The organism is Desulforhopalus glucosivorans, assembly GCF_054397165.1.
The window spans coordinates 2,441,602-2,460,689 of the sequence record NZ_AP044854.1 but is presented as its reverse complement, the minus strand read 5'-3'; the positions used below and the strand labels follow the sequence as shown (position 1 = coordinate 2,460,689).

The 19,088-nt window shown below is 40.7% G+C and carries 16 protein-coding genes; 11 read left to right on the top strand and 5 right to left on the bottom strand.

The window, feature by feature from the left end:
• Positions 1-213 precede the first annotated feature (213 nt).
• The 3 genes from ACX6CI_RS10660 to ACX6CI_RS10650 all read left to right on the top strand — a co-directional run bounded on the left by ACX6CI_RS10660 (position 214) and on the right by ACX6CI_RS10650 (position 4,161).
• Positions 214-963: a 16S rRNA (uracil(1498)-N(3))-methyltransferase gene (locus ACX6CI_RS10660; RefSeq protein ID WP_458778140.1), complete on the top strand. Its 750-nt coding sequence runs from the start codon at positions 214-216 to the stop codon at positions 961-963.
• 478 nt (positions 964-1,441) lie between these two features.
• Positions 1,442-2,959 carry a transglutaminase-like domain-containing protein gene (locus tag ACX6CI_RS10655; RefSeq protein WP_458778139.1) on the top strand — a complete coding sequence of 506 codons (1,518 nt, stop codon included), beginning with the start codon at positions 1,442-1,444 and terminating at the stop codon, positions 2,957-2,959.
• Between the two features lie 122 nt (positions 2,960-3,081).
• On the top strand, positions 3,082-4,161 hold the full coding sequence (locus tag ACX6CI_RS10650; RefSeq protein ID WP_458778138.1) for a hypothetical protein: 1,080 nt from the start codon (positions 3,082-3,084) through the stop codon (positions 4,159-4,161).
• Positions 4,162-4,418: 257 nt separating this feature from the next.
• On the opposite strand, the gene ACX6CI_RS10645 is transcribed toward ACX6CI_RS10650, so the two are convergent.
• Positions 4,419-6,212 (bottom strand): right-handed parallel beta-helix repeat-containing protein, encoded by a 1,794-nt coding sequence (locus tag ACX6CI_RS10645; RefSeq protein ID WP_458778137.1) that lies wholly within the window; start codon positions 6,210-6,212, stop codon positions 4,419-4,421.
• 271 nt (positions 6,213-6,483) lie between these two features.
• On the opposite strand from ACX6CI_RS10645, the gene ACX6CI_RS10640 reads away from it, so the two are divergent.
• The 5 genes from ACX6CI_RS10640 to ACX6CI_RS10620 all read left to right on the top strand — a co-directional run bounded on the left by ACX6CI_RS10640 (position 6,484) and on the right by ACX6CI_RS10620 (position 10,582).
• A complete protein-coding gene (locus ACX6CI_RS10640) occupies positions 6,484-8,097 on the top strand; it encodes a LamG-like jellyroll fold domain-containing protein (protein WP_458778136.1) in 1,614 nt (537 codons plus the stop codon).
• Between the two features lie 325 nt (positions 8,098-8,422).
• Positions 8,423-9,010, top strand: coding sequence for a TetR/AcrR family transcriptional regulator (locus ACX6CI_RS10635; protein WP_458778135.1), 588 nt, complete (start codon positions 8,423-8,425; stop codon positions 9,008-9,010).
• Between the two features lie 50 nt (positions 9,011-9,060).
• Positions 9,061-9,564 (top strand): DsrE family protein, encoded by a 504-nt coding sequence (locus tag ACX6CI_RS10630; RefSeq protein WP_458778134.1) that lies wholly within the window; start codon positions 9,061-9,063, stop codon positions 9,562-9,564.
• A 16-nt stretch (positions 9,565-9,580) separates the two neighbouring features.
• Positions 9,581-10,039 carry an Lcl domain-containing protein gene (locus ACX6CI_RS10625; RefSeq protein WP_458778133.1) on the top strand — a complete coding sequence of 153 codons (459 nt, stop codon included), beginning with the start codon at positions 9,581-9,583 and terminating at the stop codon, positions 10,037-10,039.
• A gap of 39 nt (positions 10,040-10,078) precedes the next feature.
• Positions 10,079-10,582 carry a rhodanese-like domain-containing protein gene (locus ACX6CI_RS10620; protein ID WP_458778132.1) on the top strand — a complete coding sequence of 168 codons (504 nt, stop codon included), beginning with the start codon at positions 10,079-10,081 and terminating at the stop codon, positions 10,580-10,582.
• Between the two features lie 225 nt (positions 10,583-10,807).
• Here the strand turns inward: ACX6CI_RS10620 and ACX6CI_RS10615 are convergent, their stop codons facing one another.
• A complete protein-coding gene (locus ACX6CI_RS10615; RefSeq protein WP_458778131.1) occupies positions 10,808-11,506 on the bottom strand; it encodes a DnaJ domain-containing protein in 699 nt (232 codons plus the stop codon).
• Positions 11,507-11,644: 138 nt separating this feature from the next.
• A complete protein-coding gene (locus ACX6CI_RS10610) occupies positions 11,645-12,232 on the bottom strand; it encodes a hypothetical protein (protein WP_458778130.1) in 588 nt (195 codons plus the stop codon).
• A 273-nt stretch (positions 12,233-12,505) separates the two neighbouring features.
• Here ACX6CI_RS10610 and ACX6CI_RS10605 point away from each other — a divergent pair, with 273 nt between their 5' ends.
• Complete coding sequence (locus ACX6CI_RS10605) at positions 12,506-12,934, top strand: Hsp20/alpha crystallin family protein (RefSeq protein WP_458778129.1); 429 nt, start codon at positions 12,506-12,508, stop codon at positions 12,932-12,934.
• A 43-nt stretch (positions 12,935-12,977) separates the two neighbouring features.
• Positions 12,978-13,364: an Hsp20/alpha crystallin family protein gene (locus ACX6CI_RS10600; RefSeq protein WP_458778128.1), complete on the top strand. Its 387-nt coding sequence runs from the start codon at positions 12,978-12,980 to the stop codon at positions 13,362-13,364.
• Positions 13,365-13,456: 92 nt separating this feature from the next.
• Here ACX6CI_RS10600 and ACX6CI_RS10595 read toward each other — a convergent pair whose 3' ends face one another.
• Both ACX6CI_RS10595 and ACX6CI_RS10590 read right to left on the bottom strand, forming a co-directional pair.
• Entirely contained in the window at positions 13,457-17,086 is a 3,630-nt protein-coding gene (locus tag ACX6CI_RS10595) for a PAS domain S-box protein (RefSeq protein WP_458778127.1), read from the bottom strand.
• Positions 17,087-17,367: 281 nt separating this feature from the next.
• Positions 17,368-18,345, bottom strand: a complete 978-nt coding sequence (locus ACX6CI_RS10590; RefSeq protein ID WP_458778126.1) for a helix-turn-helix transcriptional regulator — start codon at positions 18,343-18,345, stop codon at positions 17,368-17,370.
• Positions 18,346-18,500: 155 nt separating this feature from the next.
• Here ACX6CI_RS10590 and ACX6CI_RS10585 point away from each other — a divergent pair, with 155 nt between their 5' ends.
• Entirely contained in the window at positions 18,501-19,031 is a 531-nt protein-coding gene (locus tag ACX6CI_RS10585) for a hypothetical protein (RefSeq protein WP_458778125.1), read from the top strand.
• Positions 19,032-19,088: the final 57 nt, after the last annotated feature.

The window sequence follows — 19,088 nt, the reverse complement described above, 5'->3', positions numbered from 1 at the left end:
TCCGGAGAGGCTGCAATACATAAGCAACCCGGAGAGAATTTTGAAAATCAAGACCTCGAAGTATTCTTAGATAGCGACCAAAGAGAGATCTTCAAGGAAACTATCCTTGCTAATTGTTTCGTTTACCGGGTTTGGTACTGTTTCCCTTTGGGAATTTTTATAAATACAATGATGTCCATAAATCGGCACATCTAAATAGGTAAGTAGTATAGAATGAACATAATACTCGTACAGGAAGAAGAAATACAAGCAAACACTGTATATCTTAGCGACAATAGAGCAGAACATATTGTAAAAGTTTTGCGGGCAGATGTCGGAGCAAAGGTAAAGCTTGGGTGTGTTGATGGGAAATTAGGCTTGGGTGAAATATGTTCAATCAAGAAAAAATATCCATTTGAAGTTGAGTTACGGGTGGAGCTGTCTGAAGAGATGAGACCAAAACCGCATTTGGACCTTATTCTGGCCTTACCCAGACCGATAATGCTTAAAAGAATTCTGAGCCAGGTAACAGCCCTTGGGGTGGGAACAATTTTTCTTGTAAATGCTAAAAGAGTTGAAAAGAGTTTTTGGGGAGCATCTATTCTAGAGCCATCTGAATATAGGGTCCATCTGTTACAGGGTCTTGAGCAGGCAGTTGACACACGAGTTCCTGGAGTAGAAATACATGATAAGTTTAAACCCTTTGTTGAGGATTATCTTCCTTCTAAAATCCATGAATATAGTAGTCTGGTTTGTGCTCATCCTACGGGAGATAAAAATCTTGTGGATGTCATTGTAGGAAAAAAAGGCCGAACACTCCTTGCAATCGGGCCGGAAGGTGGCTGGATTGAATACGAGGTTGAGAAGTTTGCAGGTCAGAAGTTTGATTGTTGTACTATCGGAAACAGAATTTTAAAAGTTGATACAGCGGTGGTCACGCTACATGCCCAGATAACCGCTTTGCAATCGATTCACCAATTCTAGTTTACCGCTTCGTGGATAGTTAAGTGTCAGTGAAAAATTCTAGTATATCATCTTGTTAAGATGTTTCATTGACGTGCCGTTAGAGTCTTTGAAAGGAGTCGTTACTCTGCAATAAAGCTCATGAAGTTTTTTACTCCTTTTAGACTGGCAGCGATGAGCTCTTATCATCAAAAAGATTACACGACAATACCATAGAATCCTCCAATGCGCCTAATATCGCCGAAACGAGTTTCAAGGTCTTACCAAACGAAGGGATACATAGTTGCTCTATTTTATGTTAGCTCAGTGGATTTCAGACTCTTATCGTTGTTTTGACCCATGGATGATGAAAATTCACCATACAGTTTTGTAAATGTAATAGAGGTGGTCACAGATTTTAATAAAATTTGATTATTACTCAATAATTTTGATATTCTTCATATGTTTCAACTGAGCCGTTGATGAGCTAACTGTTAAATTACTACCACTTGCATCTATAATGTTTTACACACCGTTTTTTTCGAAGAAAAGCTCCTATAACTTGTTTCATTTATTATTTATCACTTTACTTGCGGGTTGTAGTTTCACTCCTCAAGATAGGACTGATACGGTTGTCAATAACAGTACAACAGATTCTCCTGTTATTAATCACTTCAAGGATTCTATGGGAGTACGTTGGTATGAAGTGCAATTTGCTGGTGTAAGAATTGGTCATGCTAAAAGTGAGAGGACTATTCAAAAAGAAGATGGAAAAACAATTTACAAGTTCTCAGAGGAAAAGGAACTACGTCTACAAATACTCGGCACGACAAATATTTTTTCTACACGTGAAATAAAAAAATTCTCATCCATACCACCTTACCCTTTACTAGCATATAGCTATGAAGATCGGCTGTCAGATAGTTCTTTATGGGTTCATAGATTAGGTGCTGGAAATTACAGTTATTCGTTACAGCATGGGAAGAATAAAAAAAATCAGACGTTAACAGGACAATATTTTAATTTATCTGATGAGCTGGACCTTGAAATGTGGGTACGGACAAAACCAAGAAAAGGAGAATCTGAATCGTTTTCATGTCTTACAATTGACACTCCTGACGTTGGAGTAATTTTAGCAGAAGTCCAGGATATAAGAACTTCTGAGAAAGGTCGTAGTGTTTATGACGTTATGACCACGTTCCAAAATGACGGTTTTAGCCATTTAAACTTCGATGAAGCAGGTAAACTTCTTTTTATGTCAGGATCATCCCAACTTACTTACCAGTTGAAGAACTACAAACCACTACTTCCAACTCAAAATTCAAAAGACATTTATACGAGTAATATAATTCCTATTGATAAAACAATTGGAAAAATTGATACCATACAGAAGCTCCAGCTGAGTATTTCGGGGCCGAATGTACATTTACTGGAGTCTTATCCTGGTCAACAAGTAATGTGCAAGACAGTAGAACATTGTGAAGTAACTCTAATTGAGACGGACTTGATTGACACATCGATGGAGAGTGATATTAAGGAAGAAATCAACCATAAATTCACACAATTGACCAGTCGAATGAAGTCTGAAGAAAAAAGAGTTAAGAGAATAGCTGAAGAGGTGGTCGAAGGTATTCTAGACCCAGAAAAACAGATTGAAAAGCTCGCATTTTTTGTCGATAAATATCTTGATGATGCCTATGTCTTTGATGCCAATTTATCACAGTTATTAAATAGCAAAAGAGGAGATTGTACAGAGCACGCTTTTCTTTTTATGACACTTGCTCGTTCACTGGGTATTCCATGTCGTGAAGTGACAGGTGTTATATACATTGGGGATTGGTGTCAAGGTTTCGGACTACATGCTTGGAATGAGGTCTACATTGACGATCGCTGGCTGACAGTTGATGCCAGTAGAGGCACAATTAAAACTCGACCTGTTTACATTCGATTTCCTAATGATCCCTATAAAACTAGTCTTCTTGCTGAGTCTACGAGAGATATCCTCATAACATTGAATAGAGTATTTCATCTTAAATAGGTTCCAAGGAAAAGGTAAACCCAAAATATACAGGTGGAGATTACCTACGTATGTATTATCTACTCATATCTTGCATTCTTGCATCATTAGCACTTACTGGATGTGTTACAACAAAGAGAGGAATGCTTGACAGTAACACCTATTATTCAACGCGGAACCCGAGTCTTGAAATAACCTTCGGCGAGAATTTTGAGTATAGAAAAGGTGTTTTAGGACAATACCAGCATCAGTTCATTGACCAGGAGAACCACCGTACTGCATTCATACATGTTTTTCTTCATGAGGCTAACCAGACCCAAATAGATTATTACGACAACCCAGAAAACTGGATTTTTCAAGCTCCTTCAGGGAGTACAGAAATCAAACGTTTTGCAACTAAAATGTATGGAGAAAAATGGTATATACAAGACTTAGTCTATCATCCTTCCACGGCAAATTGTTTATTAATTCGTGATCTATCTGCTTTCACTGACACTCACGACGTTTTTAATTTACGCTATACCTGGGAAATTCCTCCATATAAATGTGAAGATTGGAAGGGTACAGCGTCTTTGGGAAATGAGCAGAAAAAATTTTTAGAAAAATTTCAGGAAGGTTTTGCTGAAGATATAAAAATTGAGTCATACCAGGAAACTGCTAACGGACCTAAAGAAAATACTCAAACAGCGGGAAAAGATCCTTATGAAAAGGTTGTGAACTCAATAGCAAAAATTCAAAGACCTGAAAAAACAATATTAATACCCACTCCAGTTCAATCTCTTAGCGAAAAGTCAGTGGCAATTTTTCCTTGGTTGCTAAAGGGTGAAGCTGGATCATTTGTAACTATTCTGAGTGAGAATATTAAATATTACATTAATGATTCAGAAGAGCTGAGATTAGATAAGTCGTACTACAAAATGAAGAAAATCGCCAAACTCAATGTGCCAGGAGCCAACGAATTTTATAATAATGATGAACCAATTGTAGAATTAATCAGAGACACATCAATAGAGATTGGAGCTCAATTCGCTTTAACTGGCACTATGAACATACGTTGTAGATGGTCAGACAATTGTAATGTAAAGGATATGAGAGTTTATCTTCTAAACGTCTCGACCGGACAAATCGAGACCATTCGAACCTCATCTTGGGAAGAGGATGCGCGAGATACCATAAGCTCGACCATAAAGGAAGTATTTAAACAATACATCCGCCAAATATAAATCGGATAAATAATTCCAATTGGTTACAAATAGGTCGTGTTAAAGCAATTCAGTCGGTAACCGGTAATAGGAACTCACGTTTTTGGAGTGTAGAAAAGAGGTTCTAATTTTCAGAAAAGTGTAGATAAATGTATCCTTTTCATATCGATCGGTAAATCATTATGGGACCTCTAAATATATAGGGGGCCCGAAGGTGGACCCACTTTTCCAGGCACAGGCGAAGATTGTCAGCTTTATAGCCGAGCTCACCCCTTTACTTATTGAAGAAGCAGGTTGAATATGGCCGGGATGTACGATGGTCGTGAAATGTGGTCTTGAATGGCCCCTAAATCCGGTGGGTTATTTATGGGATTGCCCAAATAGTCTTTAGAAATCCAATTGATAACCTCTCCCTCACCAAGCACCGGGGATGTTTGAGTAGGACGAAAATCCCAGGTTGCGCCCACGAATAATGGATCGGCTGGTTTGGGGCTGTGTCTGTCAAAACCTGTGACAGAGGTGTAGTCGCCCCAGTCGTCATCAAAGAAATAGCTTGTTCCTCTGTCAACCCAGAGAAGGCGGGCGTCACTGTACGCTGCATTGAAATAGAGGTTGTTATCGATTTGGTAGTGGCTGTGGCGATTATAACCTATCTCGATACAGGCGTATCGGCTGTTTGTGGCATCGCTGAAAAATATATTGTTTTTAATTATCGTATTCGTTGAATCATTACCCCCGAAGATGTGTGCCTGGTAATTGTCGTAGCTGTGGTTGAAGCCGTAGAAGGTGTTGTTGTAAATATAGTAGCCATCGCCGCTGGAGGTTTTTATTGAGCTGCCGTGGGCGTAGGTGAAGATATTATTGTGAATGAAAATGTTCTTGAGTATCGAGTTGTCATCCTGGTTTATAAAAATATGATTACTTGCAGAACCATCTTCTCCCTGGATGTCGTAGTTGGGATCGCCCTCGAAGAGGTTGCCCCGAATGGTGATGTTTTGAATGAGGTGACTGCCACTTCTGGCTGTATTTGACTGGATATCAACCCCCGTTGTATGGTAGCCGTTAAAAAAATGATTGCTCTCAATTATCACATCTTCAATAACTGAAGGATCTGTGTTGTATAATACAAGGGAAATGGACCTGCGGCCACAGTCGTGGATTGTATTCCTCCTAATGTAGACCTCGGATCTTTCCAGTGATATTCCGTAGGCAGAGCCACTGTTTTTTACGCCGATGTAGCCGATCTCACAATTGGTTATCTGCAGGCCTTTCAGCCCAGCAGCGTTTCCGTAATTGTCATAAATGCCTGCGTTGACCATGTATTTGAGGCTAATGGAATCAATTCCAACGTACTGTTGATTATTCAGCCGGATGAGCCTTTGTGCCTGGGGTACTTCGATAGATGCATAGGAACTGTTAGGGTCCTCGGTTGAGTAGATATATACCCGGTTGTTACTCCAGGTCCAGTCTCCAGCCCTGTCAAATCCCGTGGTCGAGTTTTCTCGATGGCCAAAAAAGGCGCTTCCCTGGGCATCTTCGAAAAACAACTCGGCCCCGTAATTTATGGTGTTCGGATCTATTGGGATATTCGTTCCGGACCCCCATATGTTGCCGGAAATATTGAACCAGGACGTTGCTTTGATAGAGCCAAGAAATGCGGGATTTGCCCCCGATCCGAAAGCGCTGAGAATGATATAACTCTCCTCTGTCCCGGACGAGGTTAACGTTACTATGGAATCTGTTGTTTCCTGCCTCCATACATCACCTCTTCTAAAGAGGATGATATCTCCCGGGGCAAAGGAGTGTGTAGAGATGTCCTCAATAAAAAGGTGTTTACCCTCGGTACTGTCGGGGTAATTGCCGGAATTTGAAACATAGTAACAGTTAGCATAGGCTCTCTGAGCACATATCTCTTCATAGATGTTTGTGTCAGAGCCCGAACCTCTGCCCACCGCGGAGCGTATGTCTTCGCCGAGTGCAAAATCCGCATGGCCATAGCCTGCTGAAATAAATAGAATAAAAAATAGATACCGTAAGTCAGATAAGGGTAAAATTTTGAAATAATTTAACATATTAACGACTCTTTAGTGCCTTGCTGCTAAAAGCCTGTCATAAAAAAACAAGCAACTCAGGTATTGAATTTGAAATCGTAAGTTTAGTCTTGTCACCAAGGCACTTATCCCTTCATCGGGGGTAGTTTTACTTTTATCTTAAGGTCCACATATAGTATGTGTTTAACCATGGACAAAATATCCTGCATGAAATTATACTGAAACCCAGGAGCCTGCCAAAATAAATCAGTCGCAGGGAAATTCATTTTTTACAAATGACACGTGGATAGTTATGATGATGCAGTTGTTACTGTTACCTGTTTTTTTGATTTTCTGCCAGCTTCAAGGTAGCCTGGCTCAAGCCACAGCTCCTGCTGAAGGGCTGATTCTCCATCTTCCATTCGATGGTAATACCAATGATGTTGCAGGAGGCGGGCACCACGGCGTTAAGACTGGCGCGACCCCGGCAACAGACAGGAATGGTAATACGGCCTCCGCCTACTACTTCGATGGTAACGACAGTATAATTGTTGCTGCGGATCATTCGCTTCTCAACGTCAATACCGAAGGCTGGACACTGTCGTTTTGGGCAAAGCCTGATCAGGCGCAAGACAGATATTCTGTTCCCATGGTTTCCTATGGCTATGGTCGTCATGGTGGATACGCAGTAAGTTACTGGTATGATTATGGGATGTTCCGGACAGATTTTTATGATTATTCCTGGACGGGGATATCTGTCTCAAAGGATGAATTTGATGAACATAGCTGGTATCTCCTTACGCTTATATATGATGGCCAAACCCTAAAAAAATATGTGAATGGGGTACTCGTGAATGAGGGAGCCATTACATATTATCCAACATTGGAGGATTATGACTATAGCCTCGCATTTGGTACAGACTCCGCTAGCGCCAGCTACTTTTATAAAGGTTTTATTGATGATGTGAGAATCTACAACAGGGTGTTAACTGATCTGGAAATTGCACAGATGTCAGAAATGTCAGGGGTGGTTCGGGCCGTGGAGTTTGACGCCTATTCCCTTGCAGATTTTGAGTGGGGAAGGCTGGAACCTGTGAAATTCTCAAACTTCTGGGCAGTTTGGGGTAACGATCAGGAGTCCTATACTGAAGTTGTGGAAAACCCCATAAAAGCAGGTCTTAATACTTCCGATTATGTAGGTGTATCCCACTCTTTTCCATCACTTCCTCTTCCGGATACCAGCGATTGCGAAAAATCAGAATATGTTCTAACTACAGCCACCGGAGAAGGACTGCTGACGGATCAGCATCATATAATGAGATGGAAGGTCCTGTTCACAAACGATAATATTCTGAACATCGACATTGTCTGGAACTGGATGTCCTTTAACCAGATTCATTCGGGAGCTGCAAAGTATCCGAATGGGCCGGGCACGACTGCCACCGATGACACTATAGCCTATGGTGGTGGCATTTTTAATGATTTGAAAAAAGCGGATGAGGAAGACCCTTCAATATACAGTTTTCGATACAGGGCTATCCCCGATGAAACTTTGGTGCCGTTCCAGATCAATATAGGACAATGGATGTCCTTTACCTATGAAATTTTGTGGACAACGTCCGACAACGGTTTTTGGCGGGTATATAAAGATGGCGAGCTACTTGCCTCCGCTGATAATGTGAAAACTCTGCCAGATTCCTACGATCCGACCGAGGACGATTTCCTTCACTTCAAAACAGGGCTTTACAATAAATGGAGTGATCCTGAAAATAAAATTAATGTTCTTGACATGTACTTTGATGATCTCGAACTGTTTATTGGTGATGAAATAAGTGTTGAAGATGTCTGTCCTGAGTGTATGAAACAACCTTCCGAGAGCAGCAAGACTATGCCTTGGCTTTATTTTCTTCTGCTCGATGATGAATAATTGAACTATCCAATGTGACTTCAGTACGTTTTGAAACAGAGGAATATGTAGGTTCAGTTGTTATAAACCTTATCTTTGGTGAAGCTCTTAAGGGTTTGTATAACCCCTGTTATTTGCGGCTGCTATTGAGGGGCATATGTTCCGGGAAGGTGATCGGTAACTGGTAATAGTACACCTTATATTAAGTAGTAGAGCCTTCGTTAATCACATTCAGTTATCTTAATAGGTCATATGTGGTATTTTTCTATTTGACTTAATTCTTAAATTAGGTCATTCTTACACTAGAACGAACGCTTGTTCTATAAACTTTCAAAGGAGTGTGAGAATGATCGATCCGACAATTACAGACCGCAGGGAAGTGATATTAACCACAGCCCTCCGCCTCTTCTCAGAACATGGATATTTTAATACCTCCGTGCATCATATACAGAAAGAAGCCAACGTCAGTATCGGTTCAATCTATCATCATTTTGGAAATAAAGAGGCTATCGCCAAGGCTCTCTTTCATCATATAGAAGAGAAAATGACTAGCACTGTCACTAACATTATGGCCGAGCATGAAACAGTCCATGATCGGTGCAAGGCTGTAATAACCTATCTCTTTACTCTTACCGAAGAGACAAGTGCCACTATGCAATACATGCTCTATGCAAAACATAGTGAGTTTATGCCTGAAGAAAAACCGGTCTGCTCTTCTCAACCTTTTACCCTTATGAAGCAGATTATTATTGAAGGAATCAATCAGGGAGTTATTCGGAATATAGACCCGAACGTAGCCGCAGTAACAGTCTTTGGTGGAGCTATTCGACTGATTTTTCTACGATTGGACGGTGTTCTTGAAAATCCTCTTCCGACGTATCTCGACGAATGTTGGGACTGCGCCTGGAGAGGTGTGGCAGTCTCTGATTTTTAAAAAATCAACAACTAGAACGAACATTCATTTTAACCTAAGCGAGGACAATCATGACTAGAACTATCAGAAGCATTATCATCACGTTAATGAGTTGCTCCATCATTGCCATTGCAATATCAGCTCACTCTAAAACTTTCAACAATGATATTTCCCTGGATGGTCTTGAAAGCACCCAAACAATATTTGATATTAATATCAAGGATGCTGGAAAACTTGCACTCTATCTTCAAGTTATCAAGATGACGTATGACGATATTGTCAGTGCAGGACTAAAGCCCAAGATGGTTATCGCTTTTCGTGGTCCTTCTGTTCGTCTTATCAACAGTGAAACAGGTTTATTTGAAGAAGAGGACCAGCAAAGCCTGAGTCAGGCAGCAGGCTTAATGGCAGAACTTACTCAATTAGGCGTACGTCTTGAAGCCTGTGCAATAGCTATAAACTTGTTCAAGGTGGATAGCGAGACTCTTCTACCGGGAATATCCGTGGTAGGAAACACTTTTGTTTCCCTTACCGGTTATCAAAACAGAGGATATGCCATTGTTCCTATCCAGTAACTTTAAGAGGTGACCAATGCATCGTAAAGGATTTCATAAAAAACTAATAACGAGTTTAATTCTCTGCACGACTCTCATTTTTAGTAGTTTTTTCCAAGGCAATTGCCGGGCAGAAGAATCATTAGTGCAGATCTCAGATAGTCTTTTTCAGGAAAAAAATCTTGGGAGAGTTTGGCAGGTGCAACGATCTAAAAAAATCAAAACCACCCAAGATGCCATTGCATACATTAATCAACTTAATCAGGGTGAATTTAACAACTGGAGACTACCCACCAAACATGAGTTAAAAAATCTGTTCAACATCTTTGACTTCAAAGATAACGGTAATGTCATGATCAGGCTGGAAGGAAGCTACTGGCTGGCAGAGAATCACGGGGCCCCATACGTCGGGACCTTTGAAATTGGAGATCAGTGCGGCCCATCCCGCACATTTTATAACGGGAAAACGGGTTATGTTCGGGCTGTCCGACCATAGACTATTTGTAAAACCATTGAAGAATCAAGGAGTAACCCAATGATTAAAAAAGCAATCCTCGCGTCTATCCTCAGTGTTTTTGTTGCGGCAAGCAGTTTTGCAGCAGAGCTCAATGATCCGGCACAGATACTAAAAAACAAGATTACAGCTGCCAAACAAAACATTCAAACCATTGACAGTAAAACCTTACGAAACTGGCTTGATGCCGATGAGAAAGAATTTGTTCTGCTCGATGTGCGCGAACCAGGTGAAGTGAATGCTGGAAAAATTGAGGCGGACGATTATCTGTCAATCCCACGCGGCCTAGTCGAGTTTCAATTCACCAAAAAGGTAAAAGACCTGAACAAGCCCATCGTGGTATACTGCCTTAAAGGAGCCAGGGGCGTTCTTGCAACCCAGAGCCTGAAAGAGCTCGGCTATACCCAAGTCTTCAATCTCGATGGTGGAGTTCTAGCCTGGATTGAACAAGGGCATCCGGTCAGTAATTTCTTTGGTGAATTTGAGGTGAACAATTTCGATTCGAACTTCCAGAAAAAGAGCTGATTGAAGTATATCTACCGCGAATTCAAATCAAAAGGGCTGTCCTAAAAACATGGCAGCCCAACTTCATCCATACGGTAAAAAATTTATCGCATAATATTAGCTGTATAGCTGTGGTGAAATGTTTCACCTGCCCCCTAAGCTAAAGGGTAAACCAGCACTGTTGCCATCGGTTTGGAAATGTAAAGTTTAATGGTACGTCGCTGTCTCCATTGTAAGGATTGGATTCTAGTGGATCTTGAAAATTACATTCATATAAATCTTTTGAGTATCATGAGGATGTAATACACTTTTAATAACGTGATTATCTCTTACTCCTGCCGGATACCTTATCAGCACAGGCCTCTCAGTCATTAAAACACCAGTACCATTGCACCGCCTACAGACAAAGGTGTACCTGAAATGTCGTTGACATGATGGACAAGTTACCTGAACAGGGAGGTGGACACGAACATTGCCGCCAATTTGTGCCTGCACACGTGATAGAGAAATTTCAAATGAAACGTCCTGTGGTCGCATTATTTCAGAATCATATAGTTCACTATTTTCCCACCTCAATCGACCAAACATATCATCGAAACCAGGTCTTTGTTGTTGAAAAGATCGCTTAGAAGAGTTCAGGTTACTTAAATTGATATCAGTCCCAGGAATAAGTGGCTCAATATTTATATTTGCATATCGCTCATTCTCGGTGTGCCTTACTGGGCTGCTCATTCTCGATTCTGGCTGCAGTGAGTGGTCGTAGGATTTTCTGCTCTTTGGGTTGCTGAGTACTGAATAAGCCTCTTGCAGTATCTGAAAAGGGGCCTGATCATTTCCATAATGATCGGGGTGGTATTCTTTGGCAAGTCTTCGATATGCGGCTCTTATCTCATCTTGTGATGAGTTCTTCGGTATACCTAGTATTATGTAATAGTTCTGGGGCATTGTAGATCCTCCTGAATAAAATCATGACTTCAATATTGTCCAGAATAATCTGTGGAATAATTGTGCATCTGTCTTTTGTCTATCAACAGTTCAAGTTAGCTGTTAAGGCTAATGCTTTCTTGATCAATCCTCTACATCTTACCAGTCTTCCATTGGCATCCCTTTTTTAATGATTGTTTGGGCTGTTGTGATATTTTTCTTTTCTAATTGGACCTGGTTATCAATCATTTTATACATATCGTCATCTTCACCCAGGGACTGTTTTGCCTGAGTACGAAGTGCTTCCCCTTGCTCCATCAACTGATTCATCCTATCAAGGATCTTTTTTCGTTTAAGGTGTTTTTCGAGTTCTCCTTCTATAATTGGCAACAATCTTTTTATTGATATTTCCACAAGAATGTCTCGAGGAACTTTCTGCTTCTGAGCGACTTCGTTAATTGATTGCAGCGCACTTCTACTGATTACAAACGTCTTTGCTTGGCGCTTTTCTTTGTTACTGGTGGTGATATTCACCTCTTTGGCAAGCTTAAGGAGTAATCTGGAATCTTCAGTTAACTGATCCAGAAGCGATTTCTGCTTAATACCCAACTGACCCGCAATTATGCCAAGTAAGTTAATGACCTCCTCTGGTAACTTGAATGTCGTTCGAACAGATTGTTTCATTCTTAGATCATCAAAAGAAATCTTCGGCTGTTCTAAAAGACTTAACTTGTTCTTGTTATTCATCTTAACACCTCCTTTTTTATAAAATACCTAGCTGATATTACTTTGTCAATAGTAGCCTTTAAAGTAATATATGGCGCTAGTGTGAAAAAAGTTATTTACGGTATTGACATGAGATATCACCGTATTTATTTTTGCATCAAAGAGAAATGATGGCAGAAAAATATTGACATATGAATCGGCTATGTCACTGGAAAAACAATCTATATGAGGCATGAGTCTGTGCTGTTTTGAGGCAGCCGGAGAGAAAGAGCAACTATAAAAGGAGGTACAGTTATGTGGACAAGAATGAATGAGATTGATCGTATGTTTTCCGCTATGGATCTGCTTCGTTCAATTAACTCTGACAGGTCCTATGGTGAAGGTTCAGGCTGGAGGGTAGTAGGCGGTTTCCCAAAGACTAACATGTATGATAATGGCGATTCATTTAAGGTTGTTGCAGAGGTGCCAGGTGTGAATAAAGAAGATTTCAATATTAAGATTCAAGGTAACTACCTGGAACTAAGCGGTACTCGACAATCTGATGCACCTAAAGGATATAAAATTCATAGGGCTGAGCGCGACCAATCAACCTTTACACGTAGTTTCACCCTGGCCGCTGACGTTGATGCCGACAAGATTGAAGCTGTCTTGAAAGATGGTCTGTTAACACTGGTGCTTCCTAAGGCAGAATCTGCCAAACCTAAGCAGATTACTATCAACTAAAAAATTCCATTTATCTATTTCATGATTTATTGGAGGTGAAGCAATGAATAAAAATATGGAAGTTACAAAAAGATCAGAGAATATGGTTGAAAAGCAACAAGATTTAGTTACTGTTGCTCCTGTCGTGGATATATATGAAAACGATGAAGAAATATTGCTCCACGCAGATATGCCAGGTGTAACAAAAGATAAAATAGTAGTAAACGTAGATAATGGTAAACTGGAAATCTCAGCTGTCCGTAATCTTCAGACAAAGGGCGTTGAAAGCTGGCAAGAGTTTGGTGATGTAGAATACAAAAGAGTGTTTTCAGTACCTCAAACAATTGATGTTGCAAAAGTAAATGCTGAACTCAAAGATGGGACACTTAGGCTTCATTTGCCAAAGGCGGAGGCCGCTAAGCCCAGAACGATTGAAATACGATCAGCATAGTACATACTGCTAACAGGTATTAGCCAAAAACTCTAAAGTCTACCAGGTAGACCAAAATCGGGTAATTGTGTCAGTGCAATTACCCGATTTTTTTATTCATTACCCAATGCTTGTCGAATTTTTGTCGCTAATTCTCGTTTGGCGAATGGTTTTTGGATGAAATCTACACCATCATCCAACACCCCCTGATGGGAAATCACGTTTACTGTGTATCCTGACATAAATAGACATTTCAGCCCAGGTCGAATTATCATAAGTCTTTCCGTCAATATTCGACCATTCATCTCAGGCATGATTACATCAGTCAGGACAAGATGAATCTCTCCAGAATGATCTCCAGCTAGACGAATGGCTTCATTGGGAGTACCCGCTACAAGCACGGTATAGCCTAGGCGTTCAAGCATCGTCGTGGTCATACTCAACATTGTCGGTTCGTCTTCCACCAGCAGAATAGTTTCAATGCCATGTCGAGCTGATTCCTCCGTGGCTTCACTTTCTCCAGTGTTAGTTTTTTCCGCATATCGAGGAAGGTAAATCGAAAAGGTTGTTCCTTGTTCAGTGTCACTGTAAACATTGATAAAGCCGTTGTTTTGTTTGACGATACCATAAACCATGGCCAAACCAAGACCGGTACCTTCATTAACATCTTTGGTAGTAAAAAATGGATCAAAGATATGGGACACTATTTCCTTATCCATGCCACTGCCAGTATCGCCTATGTCTATTTTTACGTATTGACCAGAAACGAAGCCAGCGTGAGCCGAACAGTATTCTTCATCGAGCATACAGTTTTCAGTTTCAACGGTGATTTTACCAACTCCTGCAATGGCGTCTCTGGCATTGACGCAGAGATTGACCAAAATTTGATCGATTTGTGATGGGTCTATTTTTATCTGCCACAGTTGTTTTCCTGGTAACCATGCGAGATCGATATCCTCACCAATAAGTCGTAACAACATATTCAACATCCCAGCCACGGTTTCATTCAGATCAATCACTTTAGGTGAAACGATCTGTTTTCGGGCAAAGGCCAAAAGTTGTCTGGTGATATCACTGGAACGACTGGCGGCCTGTTGGATTTGTTGTAAATCATTATAAATAGGATGTTCTCGATCCAAATCCTCCATAGCCAATTCTGCATGACCGAGGATCACGCTGAGCATATTGTTGAAATCGTGCGCTACACCACCTGCCAGCCTTCCGACGGATTCCATTTTCTGAGCCTGGCGAAGTTGTTCCTCCATTGACAATAGATCTGTAATATCTGTTGCGATCTGAAGTCGTACCAAACGACCATCAGTCCATTCTATTGCCCGATCATGGTTAATATACTTCTTCTCAGTTTTTGGATTTTCATCATTCCAGACAACAACACCAGTTGGAACATTGTTTGTATCAACAAGCTTATCATTGGTACAATGCAGACATGGGGCGGATTCTCCCCTGAAAGCCTTCCAACATATCTCACCTGTCATGTCTTGGCCAAAACTATCAATCATATGCTGATTCATGAAAAGAATCTCATAGGTATCCATATCTGCCACATAGATACTGGCGTCAATACTGTCCAGCACAGTGAGAAATTGTTTATGTGAATCCTGAAGTGCCTTCTCTGCCTGTTTTTTTGCAGTAATGTCAAGTGCTGTAAAAGTAACGCCAGCACTTAAATTATTTACTTCGATAGGTGTTGAACTCATTAAAACATTTGTAAGTTCACCATTTTTCCGCTTCATTACTGTTTCGACAGTCCCTGTTCCTTTTGTCTTTATTTGTTCATACTTCTCCTGGCCTACTTTCTCGAACTCTTCAACTGAAGGATAAATAAGTAAGGACTGGTTGCCAATTAATTCATCCTTTGAGTAACCGAGCATATCACAAAATTTATCATTAACTTGCCTGAAGACCCTGTCTTGAACAACACCAATGCCTGTCGGCGCGGCCCGGAAGATGCTTCGCATGTAGGCTTCACTCTCTTTTAGTGCTGTTTCAGCTCGCTGACGCTCTGTCAGGTCAACACCTAAACAGGTTACGTCAATGATATCCCCATGAATGTCTTTGGTAAGAACATTAGACCAGGACACATTGATAGGAGTGCCATACCTGTCAAGGATCTCATTGTCAAAAGTGGAAAATCCAGTAGTATTCTTTTGCTTCATCACGGTTAAAAAAGCTTTACTGACCTCTTCACGGATATTGTTGGGAATGAACATATCGAACCAGTTCTGACCAACGATTTCTTGCTCCTCCCATCCTGTCAGTTTTTGAAAATGTTTGTTAACAAAAGTGATTGTTGCATTTTGGTCCAGACTGATACCAATTTGAGGTGTGTTAACGAGTATGTTTCGCCACTTTTGCTCAGATTCTTTTACAGCATTTTCAACCAACTTTTGCTCAGTTATGTCACTGATTATACTGATGATGCCTTCAAGATTCCCACTTGAATCGTACATGTAGTCCCAGTTTATCTGGACATCAATTTCCCGACCGTCTTTAGTTTTGTCTCGGCTATAAAAGATCTCTGGCGCAGGTTGTTCTCGTACCAAATGTTGATAGTAGGACTTGGTGTGGGCCCTATCGTTGTCGTCTAATATCAAGTCCCAAATATACTTTCCTGTCAATTCACCATCAGAATATCCATGGATCTTGTGATGGGTTGGATTGCTGAAAATGATTTTACCCTCGATATTTGTAAGCTGAATTCCGTACGGTGATGTCGTTACTAACTTTCGGAATTTTTCTTCACTCTCTCGAAGCTTTTGTTCTGCCAGTTTACGTTCAGTGAGATCAATATCAATACAGAATAACTCTGGCTCCCGTCCGGGACTCGCAACAATTGCATGGCTGGAAAATACTGTGACACTGGAACCATCTTTACGAAGAAGAGATAATTCTGATGCCGGAGTCGGAACACCCGTTTCGGCCATCTCTTGTATCGCCTGCTTGACATCACCCTTCATTTTAAGCGGTATGATCAGGTCCAGAAGATTTGTGCCTATTGCCTCTTGTTCTGTATATCCGTATAAACGCTCAGAAGCTTGATTCCAAAAATGAGTAGTCCCATCCAAATTATAGCCTTGCACTGATACGGATGGAATTTCTTGCAAAAGTTTGTGAAATCGGACCTCACTTTCCATCAATGCTTTTTCTGTGCGCTTTAATTCAACAGCAATTGCAACCTGATCAGCCACAGCAGCCATTACCTTCATATCAGTCTGATCATAACAGAGAGGATTGTCATAACTTTGAACCGCCATGACCCCAACTATCTCTCCCAAATGCTTCAAAGGAACTCCAAGCCAAATTTCTGCTGGTGTGCATTCAGGAGTTATTAAACGGCTTTTCTCTCGCTGGGCCAATATCTCTGATTTGGTAATCATGATAGGGGTACCAGTTCTGATTACCTCTGCTGTTAAAGAGGCAGTTTTACTGATTTCTATTACCGGTGGATAGTTAACATCCACTGTATCAACGATATACGGAATAGTTACCGAATCATCGATCTTATTGTAGGAAGCGATATAAAAATTAGTCGTGTCGATTATGGAACTGAGGGCGAGATGTATTGTTTTGTAAAGTTCGTTTAAACTAGCTGTAGTTTCTATAGCATTGGAAATATTGAACAACGTAGTATTTATTCTTTCAACGCGCTGATGTTGTTCTAACTCTTTCTCGAGTAGAGCTACTCGCTGCTGCAACTCTTTATAGGTGGGTGTGTCAGGCATCGATTAAAATCTCCTCGAAAGTAGGGCTGTCTATGCTTTTGTTGTACTGAACTCGTTCTAGGGCAGGAAGAACGTAAATTGTAACACAAGACAACCTGCATTTTATCATCTGGCGGCCTGATAAGCAAAAATTGAATTGGCTCTGATACATTGTGTACATACCCATACGATGAAAAATCTACTGCGAGTAGAAGTCAAGACCGGGCATATGCTCCCCTACGGAAAAACTTTACAAATCCAAATTGTTTTTCTTTTCTAACCAGCTTGTTGCAGGTTAGAAGCTACTGGTTGTTTGAGTAATTGTGGATAGAGTTTTTCAAGGTGTCTTCGATTGTTCTGGCAAAAGAATGTGGTTCTATTACACATGCATCTTCCCCCCAGGATAAGATCCAGCGTTTTAATTCGAGAAGGTGATTCACCGAAAGAGACAAGATAAGGTCGCCGTTTTCACATCCTGTGATTTTTTGACTAGGGTGCCAGGTTCGTTCTTGAACGTAGTCTGCAACTCTATTGCTAAAACGTATTTTTACTTTGATCTCCTCGTTACTCCAGTGCACTCCAAAATGACTACCTGATAGCTTTTTAAAGTCAAAATCATCGGGTATTTGAAACGTATTTCCAGTTTTCCCAGCGGAGACAATTCGAGAAAGGCTGAAGGTTCGTATTTCATTACGTAGGTGGCAGTAACCAATGATATACCAGTCACCTTCAAAACGGACTGCATGGTAGGGATCGATAACTCTTAACTCAAGGCTTTTACCGGGAGCCTTGTAGTTGAGTTGGATCTGTTGTGAAGTCCGTAAGCTTTCCAGAGTTGTTTCCCATACTTCAGGTGTAACTGTGGTGCTAAAGGGTGGGATGACAGTGAATTTTTCCTGACCAGTACTGGGGTCTATATTAATTTTGTTGGGTAGGGATAGTTCTATTTTCTTAAATACTGCACAGAGAGAATCATAAATAGGGGTTCCTTCATACTGAACAAGGAGTTTTGCGGAGAGATACATGCCAAACAGCTCACTTTCTTTCATGGAAAGAGCCGGAAGTTTGAAGTTTTCTTCAGTATAGTAGTAGCCCCTATGCTTTGCAGAATATTCCAGTGGGGCGTTGAGTTGATAGCGCATGTAGTCCAAGTCCCGCTGGATTGTTTTGTGGCTTACCTCCCACTCCTTCGCTAAAAAACTGCAGTTTGGATACGTTCCTTTTGATATTTCTTTGTCGATGAAGAGCAGACGATTGTGCTGTGGTTTAAATTTACTCATTTTTCTCCTATTTAAATATTGGTAGGACACTATTTGTCCTACCAACTATGTTAACGTAAATAATTATAAAGGCCAAATCAAAAAAAACACAGGGTGTTGCGGGGTCCTGGAGATTGGTTTGAGTGATTATGAATTATTATACATGGAGAAAAAATATGGAATATTTATTGAGCTACGTCGTGTTAGGGATGGTCTTTGTTGTCGTTAAATCGCCAATTCGACAACTTGTTGATTGGGAAGTTGCTGACTTGAAAATGCATTGTCTGATCAAAAATGAAAACATTACAGCAGTAAAGAGTGTTGTGTTGCGACTCATTCTTTCGGTTATTGTGGTCGCGTTTTATCCTGTTATACTGTTTCGTAAATTGTCCTATCACTATCAAAAATATCAGCTGGATATTGTTCTACGCGATCAGGAAATAGAGGCGGAGCCTGCATGGCTTAGTGATGAGATCTCAATAGAAGAAGCTACAGCGTTAAACATGGTCTGGGTTGATGGTCATAATGTTCCTTTTGGCAATAATAACAGCCAGTGGCGTGTGATCTTAAAGTTGATGCGGAAAGATGATACGTTGTATCAATTTCGTTCACCTGATGAAACCTGGGATAACTTTGCAGGAAAAGAGGGTGTTGCTCTTGTAAGAAATGGTGAAATAGTAGCAGACCTCGTTATACTGCTGAACTGATACTTTTTGAGTATGTTATCACATAAGGTTTGTTACTGTTTCTACGACTAATAACAA